Here is a 15783-nt window from a genome sequence, read left to right on the forward strand (position 1 = left end):
CCTACCTCTACAGGTAGCATCATTTCCAGTCGGGGTTTAAATCCCCGTACCTCGGCTACGCTCAGTAACCATCTGAAACTCTCTTCAATTTTGAATTTTGAATTTTGAATTTTGAATTTTTAAGATATTGGTTGGATTGGTGCGCCTTCTCTAAGTTTGAGAATGCCAGAAGTTACAATCGTTTCGCCGGATTTAAGCCCATCGATAACTTGATAATTGGGCCCTTGAATATCTCCCAGGCGCACTAGACGCTGATGCACAACTTGCTGCTGTTGGCCATTTACGGTTTTGTTTTCGGTGACAAACACAAAACTTTGTCCACCAACGCGAGAAATTGCAACGGTGGGAATCAAAATACCTGGTTGTCGATTCCAAATCACGCGAGCTCTAACGTATTGTCCATCGCGCAATCGCCCTTGGGAATTCCGAAAGCGGGCTTTGCTCAAAACTGACTGTTGATTAGAACTTACATTTGGAGAAATGTAGTTAATCGCACCTGTACCAAGCACTTGCTGAGTGGTGGGATCGATTAGCTGCACAGGTAAGTTCGTTCGTAATTGGCGCGATCGATTTGATGGTATAGAAAGATTGAGATCGAGTGAATCGTTTTGTGTGAGTGTGGTGATTGTTTGTCCGATGTTGACATAATCTCCAACCTTGACTGGAAATTCACCAACTATGCCAGTAATGGGTGCTACCACTTGCTTAAAATTGAGGCTGACTCGCGCCGCAGCCGTGCTTGCTTGAGCTTGGCGGATGTTTGCCTGTGCTTGGCGGACGGCTGCTCTAGCTGCTGCGACTTGCTTTTCGGATGTTTGCAGGTCTGCTTGAGCAGTTTGTAAATTATTTCTAGCAATGTCTAACTCTTGTCTTGCTATGGCTCCTTCGTTGACCAACTGTTGGCTACGATTGAACTGTGTCTGTTGCAGCCGAACATTTGCAGCTGCTTTGGTGCGTTGGGCTTCGGCTTGTTGTTGCTCTGCTTGAGCAGTAGCCAATGCTGCTTGCACCGAATTAGCAGCTGCGATCGAACTGGCAACATTGGCCTGAGCCTGATCTAAACTCAAAGATGCGATCGGCGTACCCTGCTGCACTCGCTGACCACTTGAAACGAGAATCGATTCGATTCGTCCTTGAATTTGCGGTTGTAATATGACTTTTTGCTGCGCCTCCAACGATCCCACAAACTCGGAACTTTCTTCGATTGTGCCTGCGTCAATTTTTTGAAGTTTTACTGGCAATGCTGGCGGGCTTTGAGCATTTGCTGCCGGATCGTTTTTTTGACAACCACTCGTCAATGTTGTAAGCATTAGTACGATAACTAATACTGGATTTGCGAGTAATAGGCTTAAGTATTTAAGTAGATAATCAGGTTTTAGCATGAAACAAAATACTGATTAGTTAAATCTATACACTGTATAATTTTTCCGTCTCAATCCAAGAGATTAAGAAAGCGTAATGACTCCAGCTTTGCTGCAAGACAGCAGAATTCAGCAGTCAAAATTCAGAATTTAAAAGTAATATGATGTCCGCTTAATTACTTATTAAACCCGAATCACCTCACCCCCAACCCCTCCTCGCTTGCAGGGAATTCGGGGCCCCCTCTGGGGATTAGGGGCAGGGAGACAAAGCATAGCTTTGACGGGGTGGGGTTCTTTGGCGTTGCATATTTGCGGGATGTTTTTTAATTTTTGCGAATTCATAAACCTAATTCCTTCGCGTACTTTGCGTCTTCGCGGTTCAATAATTCATCCCTGTTTTATGCAACGCCGATTCTTTTATTAGGGGTAATTTGGCGGACATGATATAAAACAGGTTTCATACCTGGCTTTGAGACTTAGCTTGTGTACTTCACTAACTTGAAATCCGCAATAAACTTTGGCGTTGCTGATTGCGGTATGAAAAATAATTTTGCGTTATTTCAAAATCCTTATTTCAAAATCCTTGTAGAGACGTTGCATTGCAACGTCTCTACATCCAAATTCATACCTCGATTCAGCAACAACTAAACTTTCTAGTATGTCTAGATATTTTATTGATCGCATTAGATGCATCTTTCATCGCATCACGGCTTTACGTCAAACAAACTCATCTCCAAAAAATCTTTAGATTAATACTACGTGAGTTCGACGGATTAAAAAAAATACCAAAGATAGAGATAATTAAGTTTGTAGGGTAGATATCAAAGATTTTTGAAAATGATAAGTAAGTCGGCACAATAAAAGCAAACTATGTAAAGAAAAGTAAAGAAGGCTGAAACTCTTTTTCCTCCTGCTTCTGCCCGATCGCAACGATAATTATTTAAGCCAACCTACTTAAGTATCTGACTTTGTATCTTAAATCTGATATTGACAAGCAAAGTAGTCCCGATCAATGAGAGAGCATCGAACCTCATTAAAATTAATTATGCTCAATTACTTAGCAAACTAACTCTTTGACGCTCCAGCCAATGCAACACTATCACCTGGCTTTGAAGGCCATCTGACAGTCAAAATAGTGCAGTCGGACTCAGCAACCCACCAATGGGACACGCCCGCACACCAAAGAACATAATCACCTTCACGAGATAATAAAATTTCTCTATCTTCAAATTCTAGGCGAAATTCTCCGTGAATGAGAATTGAAAGGGTAGCAGCTTGGTTATTTACTGCCCATTCAGTTCTACTGTCACCTGCTTTGTGAACAGCCCATTTTACTTCTAGCATTTCCGTGGAACGCGGATCGTCTTCAGGGGTGATAAAGTGACCCATGAACCATCCCCAACGATTTACACCTTCAACGGCCGCATTTCCATAAACAACTTTAGGCTGCATCACTTAACTCCAAAGAAGGAACCAAAATTTGCCCGTTGTAACCGGCTTGCTTGTATTGTTCAAGGATATGGGTTGCAATACTTCTGGCTTCACCAGCCACAACTAAAGCTACACAAGCACCACCAAATCCAGCACCTGTAAGCCTTGCACCAAACACTCCCGGAGTTTTTTGCAACAATTCGACTAAAGTATCTAGTGCTGGTACAGACACTTCATAATCGTCTCTCAAACTGGCGTGGGATGCGTTCATCAATTCGCCAAAGCGTTCAGATGAGACTCCCTGCAATACTTCCAAGACACGGTTATCTTCTGTAACCACATGACGGGCACGCCGCCGTAGAGGTTCGGGGAGTTTTTCTGTTACCTTAACATCAGTAATATCTCGCAGTGCTTTAACTCCTAGCGATCGCGCCGCTTCTTCACACTCAGCCCGACGCTGGTTATAACCACTAGTTGCCAGGGTGCGGGGTACGCCGCTATCAATAACCAAAATCTCTGCATTCTCAGGCAAAGGCATCACCCGGCGTTCTAAAGTCCGAGTATCTAGAAACAAGATATGCTCAGTATCAGCCAAGCTAGAAGCCATCTGATCCATGATGCCGCACTGCACGCCAGCATAGTGAATTTCTGCTTGCTGGGCAAATTGGGCAATTTCAACGTCATCAATGGGAAGCTTCAGAAGTTGGCGTAATGCCCGCAGCGTTGCTACTTCCAAAGCGGCGCTACTAGACAAACCCGAACCCATCGGAACCGATGATTTGACGTACACAGAAAGCGATGGTATTGTATGTCCTGCTTTTTGCAAAACCTCAATACAGCCAAAAATATAACTGGCGAATCCAGACGGGGAATCGTTTATATCTAAAATGCTCACTTGCTCGTTGAGATTTTCCGAGTAAAAGTGATGATGGCGTTGGCGTAGCCCGCCGGAGGCATCGCTATTCAAACTTAGCTGTACCGTCGTGGATTGAGGAATCGCCGTTGGCAGAACGAAGCCATCGTTATAGTCAGTATGTTCGCCTAGTAAATTTACTCTTCCTGGCGCACTGGCTTCAGTTTCAGGTGGTTTACCGAATACTTGTTGAAAATCCATAATTTTTAATTGTACAAAGGTACAGGGCGTAACCTTCCTTCTACTTCAACATTAGGAAAATTTGAATCAAAAGTCAGATTTTCCAACTTTCCATCCTTGAGAATCACAAAAGTATCTTCAATCTTTGCCCCAGCTAAACTGGGATTCCAAGCAACAGCAATACCTTCTGTCAAAGCATCAGTAGTAGTTGGATTGGCGACGATTTCTCGCGCTAAATATCCAGTGCTTCCTCCCTGGTGGTGTTCGCGGATGGCATTAGGAAATCCATGCTGCTCATAAGCCTGAGCTAAGGCGTGATAAACTGCATCGAGACTCGTTCCGAGTTGGCACAGATTCAAAACTACTGCTTCTATTTCGCGCACATGAGAATGTAATTCCGCCCGTTCGTCTGAAAGCTTACCAAAACAAACAAATCGAGTTAGATTTGCATACAAACCGTAACCTCTAGCGCAAAACACCAGCATCGCTTGCTGTCCAATTTGTTCTTTAGTGGCTGTGGCATGACGGTATAGCGGTAAACGCCTCTCACCCGCTACTAGTGTCAGCGCGGGATGTAACCCTTTCGCCCATAAAGCCTCTGCACCCGCACCCGCTAATTGATATTCTGTCCAAGTTGGCTTGGCGGCTTTAAGTACCTCTGTCATTGCTTGACTAGCTTTTTGCCCGACTTGACGATATCGCTCTAATTCACTTGACATCATTACCCGTTTATGTGTTTGCAGAGTTGAGGGTAACGGCTGTTCTAAATTGGAAATGGGGCGATCGCTAACTACTTTTCCGGCGCTAGTTACATCGCGAACAAAAGACTCACGGGCAGCATAATCAGCCCAAGGGTTCACATCTACCTTAAAATTATCAGGCAGTTCTTCATCCTTAAGACGCTGGGCTTCAATTTCATCTGTCAATACCCAAGCATCTTCAGTAGTTACTAATACTTCTGCTACGCCGGTTTCAGCAGTCAGCAGCACGGTGTTAGAAGCGCCAGCCGTTGCCCAAGCAAACCAGTCTGTACCGCGCAAGCGCACACCTTGCACTTCGGTTTCACGCAAGGTTTCCCTGATTAACTCTAGTTTTTTGGATACTTCTTCGTTCATAGGAAAAACACAGATAGATACAGATGATTATCAAATTTACTTAGGTCTGTCTGCGTCTGTCTGAGGGATTGAACTGACATTTCCTGGTACAAATACCTTTAGCATGAGGATAATGCTTTTTCGTTCTCTTTTAATCTTCGTGGTTCAAAATCTTTGGGTATTAACCACTTTAAAACTAGACTAAGTAGAAGGACTAAATTAAACCTAACTCGATCTCGCCGGGTTTCGACTGCGCGGAAGTTGAGTTTCGACTACGCTCAACTACCGCGTAGTCGAAGTGTCGAAACTCAACCCTCAAGGAATAAGCTTACCGAGCATTGAGCGACTTGCCCTGACTTGTGCCGAGCGAAGTCGAGGTAGCGGAGTCGAAGGGAGTCGAAGGGAGTCGAAATGCGTCTTCTAAATAATTGTGTCCACCTACTTACTATCAAAATTAATTTATCTAATTCGATAATGTTGGATTTTTTACCGTCAAACTAATCTGCGTAGATTGAAATTGTGATTTTTTTATGAACAATAAGCGCATCTTGTGACGGATGCGCTTGTTTTACTTGCATATCTTTCCTTTATGCGGAAATCAGCATTTCAATATCTACAGCCACAGCCTGTAACTCTTTAGCTTTCTCCTCCGGTAAAGCATCATTGGCAAACATTCCGGCTGCAAGTTCGGTTCCCGCCAGATATTTCAGCCTTTCGCTTGTCCGATATGGTGGAAAAAACTCGGCGTGTAAATGCGCTTCGGGATGCGCTAAACCGTCAGTTGGTGCTTGGAACCAAGCCATCAAGTAAGGAAACGGGCGATTCCACAAACCGTCATACTTGAGAGTGACAGTTTTTAACGCTTTGGCAAGTCCCCAACGTTGTTGTGGGGTAAGATCCATAAAAGTGCCAACTGGTTCTTTAGGAGCAATCCAAACTTCATAGGGGTAACGAGCGCATACCGGGACAAATGCGATCGCATACTCATCTTGATAAATAATCCGTTGATTGTCTGCAATTTCCTTCTGAATCAAGTCTTGCAGTAAACCACGCTGATGTTCTTGATAATACTCCTGCTGCATTGCCAGCATCCGCGCTGGAACGGGTGGTATGAAAGGATAGGCGTAAATTTGCCCGTGGGGATGGTGCAATGTTACACCCACCTCTACACCTTTATTTTCAAAGGGCAGCACGTACTGAATTTCAGGATTTAGCCCTAGTTCGCGGGTGCGATCGCCCCACACTTCTAACAGCAAATCTAGATGATCCAACTGTAAGGAACTCAGGGAGGCGCGGGAATCTTGAGTAAAAACCACTACCTCGCAGGCTCCATTAGCTGGTAACGTTTCCACGATGGTATCAGGTGGATTGTTGGCTGCCAGACTCATTGAGGGAAAGCGGTTATCGAACACTGCCACATCATACTTACCTTGGGGTAGTTCCGTTGGGAACTCAGGGTTGGTAGTAGGTGCGAGGGGATTATATTCTGGGGGCGGCATGAATGTCCGCCCTTGACGGTGACTAGCATAAGCTACCCATTCCCCCCGCAAGGGGTGCCAGCGCAAGTGAGGATTAGCTTGCACTGGCTCATTACTAGGGCTAGTGGCTTCTAACTGACTAGTAATTGGGTAGCGACTGTATAACTTTAGTTTGCGTCCGTCGGGCTTTAACAGCTTGTGGGAGTACATAAACCTTGTCCTGAGAGGGTTGCTGCGCGGATTGCCTCAATGGGAAATTTCGGAGTGCGATCGCCATACAATAAACCGTTAGCTTCTTGGAAAGTATCAGTTAATTGTGTGTAACAGAATCCGCTAAATAGCTCAATGTCATTAACGGTTTCCAGCAAAGCCGCGTATTTCATTTCTAGTTCGGAGATATTTGAGCAATTTTCATATCCCCAAGCTTGATCGGCATTAGGTTGATCAAGAGGTGCGTATGCAATACCACCAAACTCGGTCAACATTACTGGTTGTCCTTGATGAGGATAGTTATCCAAGGTGAGGATACGTCCTCCAGGACGACTACGCTCAAATAAATCTGATATCTGAATATCTGGTCTGTAACGATGGGCTAATCGCTCTGGGTGGCGTTCATAGTCGTGAATAGCAAGGATGTCGGTATCTGTACTTTCCCAACCATCGTTACCAATTACTGGGCGAGTCGGATCGAGAGTTTTAGTCAGATGATACATTGCCAATACGTAGTTACGATGAGCCGCCGTCTCGGTCAAATTTGGCACTCCCCAAGATTCATTAAACGGCACCCACGCCACAATACAAGGATGGCTAACATCTCGCTTGATGATTTCCGTCCATTCACGGGTCATCCGTTCCACGGCTTTCGGCGTGAAGCGGTAAGCGCTAGGCATCTCCTCCCATACTAACAACCCTAAAACATCTGCCCAATATAAAAAGCGGGGGTCTTCAATTTTTTGGTGTTTGCGTACTCCGTTAAAACCCATAGCTTTGGTGAGTTCTACATCACGTCGTAATGCTTCGTCATTGGGTGGAGTCATTAATGTCTCAGGCCAATAACCTTGGTCGAGAACTAGCCGCAGATAGTAGGGGCGACCGTTGAGCATAAAGCGATCGCGCTGAATGCTGACAGTCCGCATTGCTGTATAAGATTGCACTTCATCTAACAGACAATCTTTATCCCATAGCTGAATTTGGGCATCTATCAGCGTCGGCTTTTCTGGACTCCACAGTAATTCATTACGGCAGTCGTCAATACCCGGATCGCTTAGAACAATGCGGCGGCAAATTTCCCCATTGAATACTTCATAACTATCGCTTGCTAACACGCGATCGCCAACGCTGAGTTTAATTTTAATTTGGACACCCGAAGTAGGTAAATTACCAGCCAGCCCAAGTTCAAACCCAATTTCCCAGCGTTCGCAGTCGGGAATCCACCGAAGATTGCCGATATAAGTCTCACCTACGCGTTCCAGCCAGACAGTCTGCCAAATACCGCTCGTGCGAGGATACCAAATACTATGGGGTTTCAACTGCCAATCTTGTTTACCGCGAGGTTTGGCGAGATCGTGTGGATCGTCTTGCGCCCATACTGTTACCTTGGTTGTACCAGTGTCATTTAAGGCACGGGTAATATCGAGACTGAAAGAGGTATGTCCGCCTTCATGCTCGGCGATGTATTTATCGTTTACCCACACACGAGCGCGATAGTCCACAGCGCCAAAGTGCAACACTAATCTCCCGTCCCCTGGTGGCGTTTCAAATTCGCGCTCGTACCAGCAGTTTGGATGAAACCCGTGATCGTTAATCCCACTTTTGGTAGATTCGGGCGCATAGGGAACTTCTATATGATGAGACCATTCGGAAAAATCGCCGGGTTCGACGCATTTTCCTTGATCATCAAATGCGAATTTCCACTGCCCATTTAAAGATTGCCAGTGCGATCGCTTTAACAATGGTCGGGGGTGGGCTGCTATTAAGTCCACAAAATTACTATCGGTTTTAGAGGCTAATTTAACCTCAAGATTCTCCAAATCTAACAATTGCATCAAATTTTCTCCTTATACATAACTCAATCAACCCCTGCTATAGATTAAATCCAGACCCCAATATTGGATTCCCGGATATAGCACGAGTTTTTATCCGATCAATGAACGACGGATCGAGCTAGCAGCACTATATTTTTTTGTAGTCAATACTGATACCTTCTCCACTTAAGTGTTGAAGTATAACAATAAATTTATATACCCCTAGCTCGTGACATTATGGCATATACATTACTAATCTTTGCCAGCTGATCTAAAAAAAAAGCATAAATTTTGGTCGCTAATAACTATCATAAATCTGCTACACAATAAAGTGGTTGTCATAAAAATTTTATTTATATAAACTGTTTTAGGAAAACGATTCAGCTTGCCCAAGGACTGGAACAGATTTTTGACTGTCTCCTCCAGCGAATCCCAATAGGCTCGTCTGCGATCGCTAAGGAAGCAATAGACTTCTTGCAGAAGTCGGAAAAAGGGAAAGGGGTAACAAAAACCCTTTCCCTTTAACCTTTTCCCTTTCCCCCAAGAGTGCAAAAATACTTTTGCAAGAGGTTTAATGTTCAGCTATCTACATTTTTCACCTTCTGAGATTCTATTTGGTTTTGTTCATTTCTAGCCAGTTGCAGAGCGGGAACTGAACTCTGGTGAGCGCTGTATCAATCATGTAGAGCAGTTCTACAGCACTCACTTCACAACTGGCATAGCTGGGGCTTTAGAAGCGGAAAGTTTTACCTTATCCCACGTACAACTTCTTGGCTGTCCCATTGTGTTGTTAACTCCATTGAACCTGCAACTCAAAGACATTGGATGCCAAATTGCCAAAATTGTTTAGAGAGTTATTTCATCGCCATACTCAAATTCCAGAACATTCAAAATACTAGATATCAACCTTCGGGTAGTAAGTATTTATAACTAACTATGAAAAAGTAGGCGAGCCGGGAGCAGGGAGAAAAACCACGCCACTTGCGGGTGCAATTGATTCCTTCATAACCAGATTGATTCCAGCCTTTATCGGTAATCGTGCCACGAAGAGCGATCGCTATTTTAAACCCTTCAGTACCACCGGTTGTTGTGGCTGTTGGTGTTGTCTGATTACTGCAAGCCGTCTCTACAATAATTAGACGCGATAAATCGCGTCTTTTGCATTTTATGCAGTTTTAGCATTTTCATCAGATGCTTGTTCTGCAACATTTTTTAAGCGGCTTGATCTGATTTTGCGGATGCGATCGCTATAGCGAACACCACCCGCCATCTCATATTCGCGGCTGTCTTTGCCGTACTTGATACCAACCACCATCAACATTTTCTCAGAAAGCTGACTCAAGTTTTTTTCCATATCTTCAATTTCAGTTTTAGAAGAGTCAACTACAGACAGAGCAGTATTATAAACATCAATTTTGTTACGTAACTGGTCGATTGACTCAACTAATTTTTCTAGACTATAATCTTCATCAAATTTGACGCTTGGAACAATCGATTTCAGTCCAGCCGATCTTAACTGAGCTTTTTCTAAAACACGGGATGTACGTTTTTTACGAGACATAAAACTACTCCTTTAAAATTCTTATAGAGCTAGCTTGCCTCAATTAAACTGCATTCTGGTTCAGCAAAACTCGCAGTTTTTGTAATAATTTTTTTAAGTTATAGCAGTAAAATTTCGGAATTTGATTGCTAGATATTGGTATTTATATAGATAATTGTCTAAGCTTCATCAAAACTTTAAGGGACACTGCTTCCACAAGTTCTGTAGTTGCTCCCACAAGTTCTGTAGCTGCTCCCACAAGTTCTGTAGCTGCTCCCACAAGTTCTGTAGCTGTTCCCATAAGTTCTGTAGCTGTTCCCATCAGTTCTGTAGCTGCTCCCACAAGTTCTGTAGCTGTTCCCATCAGTTCTGTAGCTGCTCTCATCAGTTCTGTAACTGTTCCCATAAGTTCTGTAGCTGCTCCCATAAGTTGGGGAGTGCGTAGGCAAAAACCTTGTAGGCGATCGCTTAGTATTTTGTAGGAAAGACCGATATAAGCGATCGCTCATCGAGAGTCTAGACAATTTTTCCGATAATTTCATGACTAATTGCGATCGCCAACTCATCGACTCCAGAGAAAGTTTGTAAATGCAATACTTGCTTGATACATTCTAGGCGATGCCTATAGTTAGTAGCGTGTTAGGGAAGTGCCATTGCAAGTTAGGCAAATCCGCTGCGCTGCACCCCACAAGCGTGGAATTGCATTTGCCCTGAAACACAACCCAAAGACTTTGGGCTTGACAAAAATATAACTGTTAAAATCAGCATAATGGTGTCAAAATGCGAATAAAACACACTCAAAAGGAGAAAAATGCCAGCCATTGTTAAACTACAACTCTCCTTAGAAACTTTAGCAGAAGCAATATCTTCCCTTGATTTAACAGAAAAACGTCAACTTCAAGAGCTAATTGAGCAGCAAATTTTTGAAGCGGAAGAAGCTTTGTACGAAGACGATGCAGAAACACTGGCAGAAATTCAAGCAGTTCGCGCTGAGTATAAAGATGGTGAGTCCGTGACTATAGATGAATATCTTGCTAACCGCTCAGAGCAGAGATAATGAGTTATGCGATCGCTATTTATAAGTCGCGTACCATCAAGGTTTTGCCTGTGTAGCCAAGCCAAGGCAAAGTAAGAAATTTTATAGAGAATAATATTTAGTGGGAGACACTTTAGGAGAACAAGCTTTGACAACTATTACTGATATTGGTACATTAATTAACCATAATCCTGAAATACACGGCGGTTGTCCGATTATTGCTGGCACAGGAGTGACAGTCAGGCGCATAGCAATCTGGTACAAACAAGGTTATAGCGCCGAAGAGATTGCAGATCAAATTAGTCATTTGACCTTAGCGCAGGTTTATGCAGCTTTAGCTTATTATCATGCTAACCGCGACCAAATTGATGCTGACATTGCAGCAGAAGAGGCAGAGGGAGACAAATTAGAGAAACTGCATAAAATTCAAAAACTTTCATGAGTCGAATTCGCTTGTATATGGATGAGGATTCTACCGCACGTTCTCTAGTTCTGGCTCTACAAAATCGTGGTGTAGATGTGACTACAAGTCTAAATTTGAATAGACTGGGATATACCGATGAAGAACAGTTAACGTGGTCAACTGAGCAAGGTTTTGTTTTATATAGTTCTAATATCAGAGATTTCTACCGTTTGCACACTGATTTTTTGACCAAAGAACAATCTCATGCAGGAATGATTTTGGTACAGCAGCAACGTTACTCAGTGGGGGAACTAATGCGCGGTATTTTGAGATTAATTGCAGCTAAGTCAGCAGAAGAAATGCAGAATCAGGTAGAATTTTTGAGTACTTGGATTGATGAATAGTATTCAATACGGTTCAGTTAGAGCTAAAAAGTAGGAAGCGCTATACGCTCATTGACAGTCTAGACAATTTCTCTGATGATTTTATGATTAATTGCGATCGCTCACTTATGGACACCAGAGAGAATTGGGTTGAGTAGTTGTAAAAGGCGATCGCACTTCGCTTAAAACTATAAATCCTCATCCCTGCATCCCCTTATACCAATTAACGAAAATCAGGCTACAGATACAAGTTAAATCTAACTCTCTTAAATTACGAATTACGAACTTGTACTGAGCGACTTGCCTTGAGCGAAGTCGAAAGGAGCCGAAGTATTACGAATTAAAAATTATTTCCACCATCGCGCCACATCTACAATAGCGCGGGCAACTTCTGCCGTTGCTGCTTCGCCACCTAATGCAAAGATAACTGGAAACAATGCCTTAATATCTTGCAGCAAATTAGGGCGAGTGCGAACAGATAACTCATGAAGTGTATTTTGCCAGAGAGGGAAAAGTTTGGCATTTGGCATTTGTGACAGACCGGAAGCTAATGCACTCAGGGCTTGGGCGCGAAACCTCTCAGACTGAATCGCTAGCGCCGCCTCTAGGGCTTGTGGCAACAACACATCGGGCAGTTTGTCGGCTAATGCACTCAGGGCTTGGGCGCGAAACCTCTCATCCTGAATCGCCAGCGCCGCCTCTAGGGCTTGTGGTAACAACACATCGGGCAGTTTGTCGGCTAATGCACTCAGGGCTTCGGCGCGAGACCTCTCATCCTGAATCGCCAGCGCCGCCTCTAGGGCTTGTGGCAACACATCGGGCAGTTTGTCGGTTAATGCTCTCAGGGCTTGGGCGCGAGACCACTCAGACTGAATCGCCAGCGCCGCCTCTAGGGCTTGTGGCAACAACACGGCGGGCAGTTTGTCGCTTAATGCTCTCAGGGCTTCGGCGCGAGACCACTCATCCTGAATCGCCAGCGCCGCCTCTAGGGCTTCTGATAGTGCTAGTTTTTTTAAATTTGGCGGTAAATAGTTGACTAGCTCTGCTAGGGCTTCTACTTTTTCTTTTGGCTCTGGTTTTTGCAGAGCGTAAGCTAGTCCTTGTTCAGGAGTCCACAGATGTTTTTTGACCAATGCTACCAGCAATTTTCCTGGTATGTTAGCTGCCAAACTGTTCACGGATGCAGTAATCAAAGCATAGCGACACTGCCAACCCACAACTTGCGGCTGAGTTAATTCATTGCAATTCGTTTGTGTTAATTCCCAAGCACGAGAAATATCTGTGATGTAACCCGCAGTTTGTCCTAATTTTTCCCGCGCTTCATACCAGCCATTGTTGCCAGTTGCCGACTCTTCCCGCAATAACTGGTGAATCTTTTCAACCTGTCCAGCTTTATCTAAATCAGGACTTACGCAACTGGCACAGTGCGATCGCGCCTTCATAGTACAGAAATACTATTAAGAAGTGGCGGACTCAGAAGGTATTGTGGAAAATAGTAACAGTAATCACCTGTGTTAAACATTCTTCAAATCATGAGAAAATTATTTGAGGATGCAGAAAATAAGTCCTGTATTTTATGAAATTTACTAAACTTAACTATTGCCAGTACTTGTTAAGTAGCCAGATTAATTATACTCTGACAAATTTGGCAGAGCATTTGGAGCAGATTAGTCACGATAAAATTAACCGCTATCTTAAGAACGAAAAATTAACACCCCGGTTGCTTTGGGATAATGTTAAAGATATCATCCAAGTGAGTGAGAACGCATATCTAGTTTTTGATGACACAGTAATTGATAAACGATATGCAATAGAAATAGAAATAACTAAACGGCAATATAGTGGCAACGAACATAGAGTCATCCAAGGAATTGGCTTAATAAATTGTATATATGTCAATCATGAACTCGGAAAATTCTGGGTAGTTGACTATCGGATTTATGACCCAGACAGAGATGGGAAAACTAAAATAGACCATGTGACAGAAATGCTGCAAAACTTTGTATATCATAAGGTTTTACCATTCCAAGCTGTCTTAATGGACACTTGGTATGCAACAAATAAATTAATGTTATACATTGATGGTTAAGGAAAATATTATTATTGTCCTCTGAAACGTAATCGGCTTGTAGACGATACGAATTGTCTTGAAGATTATAAAAAAAATGAATTGTTATCTTGGAATGAAAAGGAGTTGAAATTAGGTAAAATAATTAAAATAAAAAAGTTTCCTCAAGCTAAAAAAGTGAAACTCTTCCGAGTAACTGTCTCGACCGACAGAACGGATTTTATTGCTACAAACGATTTCTCTCAAGATTCTACGGACGTTGTACAAAAAGTGTGTAAGGTACGATGGAAAATTGAGGAGTTTCACCGCGAATTAAAGCAGTTGACTGGCATTGAATCATGTCAATGTCGTAAGAGTCGTATTCAAAGAAATCATGAAAGCCTCGCGCTATTTTAGTCTGGCTGTCGGTCTGTGGGAGTGTCCCACCAAAACGCGATGTTAACTGCTGTTTGCGACCCATAGCGATAATGCAGGTCTTGGTAACTGGCTATGTAATCCTTACAGGCGTGAATCCCTTTCCACCGTTTGTTACTTCTGCACGTCTCACCCACATACAGCACAAGAGAAGCAGCCGAGTCAATGATGAAATAGATACACGCATCGCCGGGGCTGTCTGCTGGTATCCTCCAGAATGAAAGCGATGCCTACGGCGGGCTACGCCTACCCACCTATAACTGCAACGGATCAATCTTGTCTGGGTCGCAGTGGTTGGATGCAAGGTCAAACAGCGTCACCTGTCTTGCTGGCTGACTTTCCCTCACCTTTTGTTGATACTCAAGTATTTGGGACTTCCACTTCAGCAGAGCATCAGCACTCATCACCAGCGCCTCTGCTTTACTGATGTGAGTGTTACAGATGGGAATAGATTTAGCTGATTGGGTTCCAAGGGTGTGACTGGGAGTTACTTTGCCAGTAGATTATCCCCCATTAACGGGTTTAGGAGTGCGTAGGCGTAGCCAGGCGTTGGCGATCGCCAACGCCTTCACTTTCCTTTTTTCCTCTAAGAAATTTTCGGGTATCCATTCACACAAACTACACTTATCCTCAACCGATGCCTACGCTTCACTCCATTGCACTTACATTCTTGAAATCAACATTACCTAGCCCAGAAGATAGATACATTTTTGAAAAGTTGAAGCACACTTGTAAGAGCAAGTTTAACTATTCAATAATGGTGTGGCAATGTGGCTGAAATATGGTGTAAATGAAGAAGGTATCTTGATATGTATTGAAGATATCAACAGGGGGAAGACTTCACTTAAGTGTCCTTACTGTAAAGGTGAGTTAACTGCTAAAAAAGGCAAGGTAAAAGAGCATCATTTTGCTCATAATGACCAAACCTGCCGCCCCATAGCTAACCGAGAAGCTCCTGTGATATACGTACAGTCACAAACAGGAGTTACTCTTTGGTAAAGAAGCCTACCAAATAATCAAAGATAGCATTAAAGTTGAGTGCGTAGACGTTTAGGCGGCAAGGCGATAGACATTGCAATTTCTCCGATATACTGTCTCCCCACCCCAGCAGTAAAATTACCACTCTTTCTATGTCCAGAATCATCAATTATTAAGCTAAAACCTCTACTTATTTTCGTTTGACTACACTTGTTCATGATTTCTAACCGACGCTCATTCACCCGATCGCTACACCAGGGTGCTTCGGTTAAAAAGCGATGCAGCGCGGTCTTGGGGGTTTCCCCCATGAGCGACTGCATCAAGACAGTGGTGTAATCGGTGGTAAGTAACCTCTACAGCATTAGAAGCCATTTGAAACAGGTTTTTTCTCTCACTTTCACCTAATAATCCCCCTAGATAGTGTCTAAACTCTCTTTTTTGAGCTTTATGAGTAAACACATCATCAAATCTTTGACACCA

General features: G+C 43.5%; 15 protein-coding genes and 2 pseudogenes. 7 read left to right on the forward strand and 10 right to left on the reverse strand.

Going from position 1 to position 15783, the window contains the following annotated elements; all coding sequences use genetic code 11:
• Positions 1–119: 119 nt before the first annotated feature.
• The 8 genes from RMX98_RS20405 to RMX98_RS20440 form a co-directional block, all read right to left on the reverse strand.
• Positions 120–1310, reverse strand: coding sequence for an efflux RND transporter periplasmic adaptor subunit (locus RMX98_RS20405; RefSeq protein ID WP_322679645.1), 1191 nt, complete (start codon positions 1308–1310; stop codon positions 120–122).
• Positions 1311–2426: 1116 nt separating this feature from the next.
• Positions 2427–2813 carry a signal peptidase I gene (locus RMX98_RS20410; protein WP_322679644.1) on the reverse strand — a complete coding sequence of 129 codons (387 nt, stop codon included), beginning with the start codon at positions 2811–2813 and terminating at the stop codon, positions 2427–2429.
• Positions 2803–3906, reverse strand: a complete 1104-nt coding sequence (galK, locus tag RMX98_RS20415) for a galactokinase (RefSeq protein WP_322679643.1) — start codon at positions 3904–3906, stop codon at positions 2803–2805. The genes RMX98_RS20410 and galK overlap by 11 nt, the downstream gene beginning before the upstream one ends.
• A 5-nt stretch (positions 3907–3911) precedes the next feature.
• Complete coding sequence (locus tag RMX98_RS20420; RefSeq protein WP_322679642.1) at positions 3912–5000, reverse strand: M24 family metallopeptidase; 1089 nt, start codon at positions 4998–5000, stop codon at positions 3912–3914.
• A gap of 566 nt (positions 5001–5566) precedes the next feature.
• On the reverse strand, positions 5567–6667 hold the full coding sequence (gene galT / locus RMX98_RS20425; RefSeq protein ID WP_322679641.1) for a galactose-1-phosphate uridylyltransferase: 1101 nt from the start codon (positions 6665–6667) through the stop codon (positions 5567–5569).
• Entirely contained in the window at positions 6646–8502 is a 1857-nt protein-coding gene (locus RMX98_RS20430; protein ID WP_322679640.1) for a glycoside hydrolase family 2 protein, read from the reverse strand. Before RMX98_RS20430 ends, galT begins: the two co-directional genes overlap by 22 nt.
• Positions 8503–9646: 1144 nt before the next feature.
• Complete coding sequence (locus tag RMX98_RS20435) at positions 9647–10042, reverse strand: hypothetical protein (protein WP_322679639.1); 396 nt, start codon at positions 10040–10042, stop codon at positions 9647–9649.
• A 142-nt stretch (positions 10043–10184) separates the two neighbouring features.
• Positions 10185–10427, reverse strand: a complete 243-nt coding sequence (locus RMX98_RS20440; protein ID WP_322679638.1) for a hypothetical protein — start codon at positions 10425–10427, stop codon at positions 10185–10187.
• A gap of 405 nt (positions 10428–10832) precedes the next feature.
• On the opposite strand from RMX98_RS20440, the gene RMX98_RS20445 reads away from it, so the two are divergent.
• The 3 genes from RMX98_RS20445 (at position 10833) to RMX98_RS20455 (ending at position 11864) form a co-directional block, all read left to right on the forward strand.
• Positions 10833–11078: a hypothetical protein gene (locus RMX98_RS20445; RefSeq protein ID WP_322679637.1), complete on the forward strand. Its 246-nt coding sequence runs from the start codon at positions 10833–10835 to the stop codon at positions 11076–11078.
• 100 nt (positions 11079–11178) lie between these two features.
• A complete protein-coding gene (locus RMX98_RS20450; protein WP_322679636.1) occupies positions 11179–11499 on the forward strand; it encodes a DUF433 domain-containing protein in 321 nt (106 codons plus the stop codon).
• On the forward strand, positions 11496–11864 hold the full coding sequence (locus RMX98_RS20455; protein WP_322679635.1) for a DUF5615 family PIN-like protein: 369 nt from the start codon (positions 11496–11498) through the stop codon (positions 11862–11864). The genes RMX98_RS20450 and RMX98_RS20455 overlap by 4 nt, the downstream gene beginning before the upstream one ends.
• A gap of 326 nt (positions 11865–12190) precedes the next feature.
• On the opposite strand, the gene RMX98_RS20460 is transcribed toward RMX98_RS20455, so the two are convergent.
• Positions 12191–13285 carry a hypothetical protein gene (locus tag RMX98_RS20460; RefSeq protein ID WP_409881642.1) on the reverse strand — a complete coding sequence of 365 codons (1095 nt, stop codon included), beginning with the start codon at positions 13283–13285 and terminating at the stop codon, positions 12191–12193.
• 134 nt (positions 13286–13419) lie between these two features.
• Between RMX98_RS20460 and RMX98_RS20465 the strand changes: the two are divergent.
• From RMX98_RS20465 to RMX98_RS20480, 4 genes and pseudogenes are all read left to right on the forward strand, one after another.
• Positions 13420–14301 (forward strand): annotated as a pseudogene (locus RMX98_RS20465) (transposase); the annotation flags it as partial.
• A 77-nt stretch (positions 14302–14378) separates the two neighbouring features.
• Complete coding sequence (locus RMX98_RS20470; protein ID WP_409881422.1) at positions 14379–14546, forward strand: hypothetical protein; 168 nt, start codon at positions 14379–14381, stop codon at positions 14544–14546.
• The gene (locus tag RMX98_RS20475; protein WP_409881421.1) at positions 14543–14752 is read left to right on the forward strand and encodes a hypothetical protein; all 210 of its coding nucleotides are present in this window, start codon (positions 14543–14545) and stop codon (positions 14750–14752) included. Before RMX98_RS20470 ends, RMX98_RS20475 begins: the two co-directional genes overlap by 4 nt.
• A gap of 341 nt (positions 14753–15093) precedes the next feature.
• A complete protein-coding gene (locus tag RMX98_RS20480; protein ID WP_409881420.1) occupies positions 15094–15324 on the forward strand; it encodes a competence protein CoiA family protein in 231 nt (76 codons plus the stop codon).
• Between the two features lie 77 nt (positions 15325–15401).
• Here RMX98_RS20480 and RMX98_RS20485 read toward each other — a convergent pair.
• Positions 15402–15783: pseudogene (locus RMX98_RS20485) on the reverse strand (transposase); the annotation flags it as partial.

The organism is Nostoc sp. DedQUE02 (genome assembly GCF_034531035.1).
GTDB lineage: Bacteria > Cyanobacteriota > Cyanobacteriia > Cyanobacteriales > Nostocaceae > Nostoc.

What these genes read in the sequence shown, in the direction of transcription:
- RMX98_RS20470 (WP_409881422.1), top strand. Translation starts at nt 14,379, where the DNA reads ATGCAGGTCTTGGTAACTGGCTATGTAATCCTTACAGGCGTGAATCCC.
- RMX98_RS20410 (WP_322679644.1), bottom strand. Translation starts at nt 2,813, where the DNA reads ATGCAGCCTAAAGTTGTTTATGGAAATGCGGCCGTTGAAGGTGTAAAT.
- RMX98_RS20445 (WP_322679637.1), top strand. Translation starts at nt 10,833, where the DNA reads ATGCCAGCCATTGTTAAACTACAACTCTCCTTAGAAACTTTAGCAGAA.
- RMX98_RS20460 (WP_409881642.1), bottom strand. Translation starts at nt 13,285, where the DNA reads ATGAAGGCGCGATCGCACTGTGCCAGTTGCGTAAGTCCTGATTTAGAT.
- RMX98_RS20435 (WP_322679639.1), bottom strand. Translation starts at nt 10,042, where the DNA reads ATGTCTCGTAAAAAACGTACATCCCGTGTTTTAGAAAAAGCTCAGTTA.
- RMX98_RS20405 (WP_322679645.1), bottom strand. Translation starts at nt 1,310, where the DNA reads ATGCTTACAACATTGACGAGTGGTTGTCAAAAAAACGATCCGGCAGCA.
- RMX98_RS20480 (WP_409881420.1), top strand. Translation starts at nt 15,094, where the DNA reads ATGTGGCTGAAATATGGTGTAAATGAAGAAGGTATCTTGATATGTATT.
- RMX98_RS20475 (WP_409881421.1), top strand. Translation starts at nt 14,543, where the DNA reads ATGAAAGCGATGCCTACGGCGGGCTACGCCTACCCACCTATAACTGCA.
- RMX98_RS20440 (WP_322679638.1), bottom strand. Translation starts at nt 10,427, where the DNA reads ATGGGAACAGTTACAGAACTGATGAGAGCAGCTACAGAACTGATGGGA.
- RMX98_RS20430 (WP_322679640.1), bottom strand. Translation starts at nt 8,502, where the DNA reads ATGCAATTGTTAGATTTGGAGAATCTTGAGGTTAAATTAGCCTCTAAA.
- galT (WP_322679641.1), bottom strand. Translation starts at nt 6,667, where the DNA reads ATGTACTCCCACAAGCTGTTAAAGCCCGACGGACGCAAACTAAAGTTA.
- galK (WP_322679643.1), bottom strand. Translation starts at nt 3,906, where the DNA reads ATGGATTTTCAACAAGTATTCGGTAAACCACCTGAAACTGAAGCCAGT.
- RMX98_RS20420 (WP_322679642.1), bottom strand. Translation starts at nt 5,000, where the DNA reads ATGAACGAAGAAGTATCCAAAAAACTAGAGTTAATCAGGGAAACCTTG.
- RMX98_RS20455 (WP_322679635.1), top strand. Translation starts at nt 11,496, where the DNA reads ATGAGTCGAATTCGCTTGTATATGGATGAGGATTCTACCGCACGTTCT.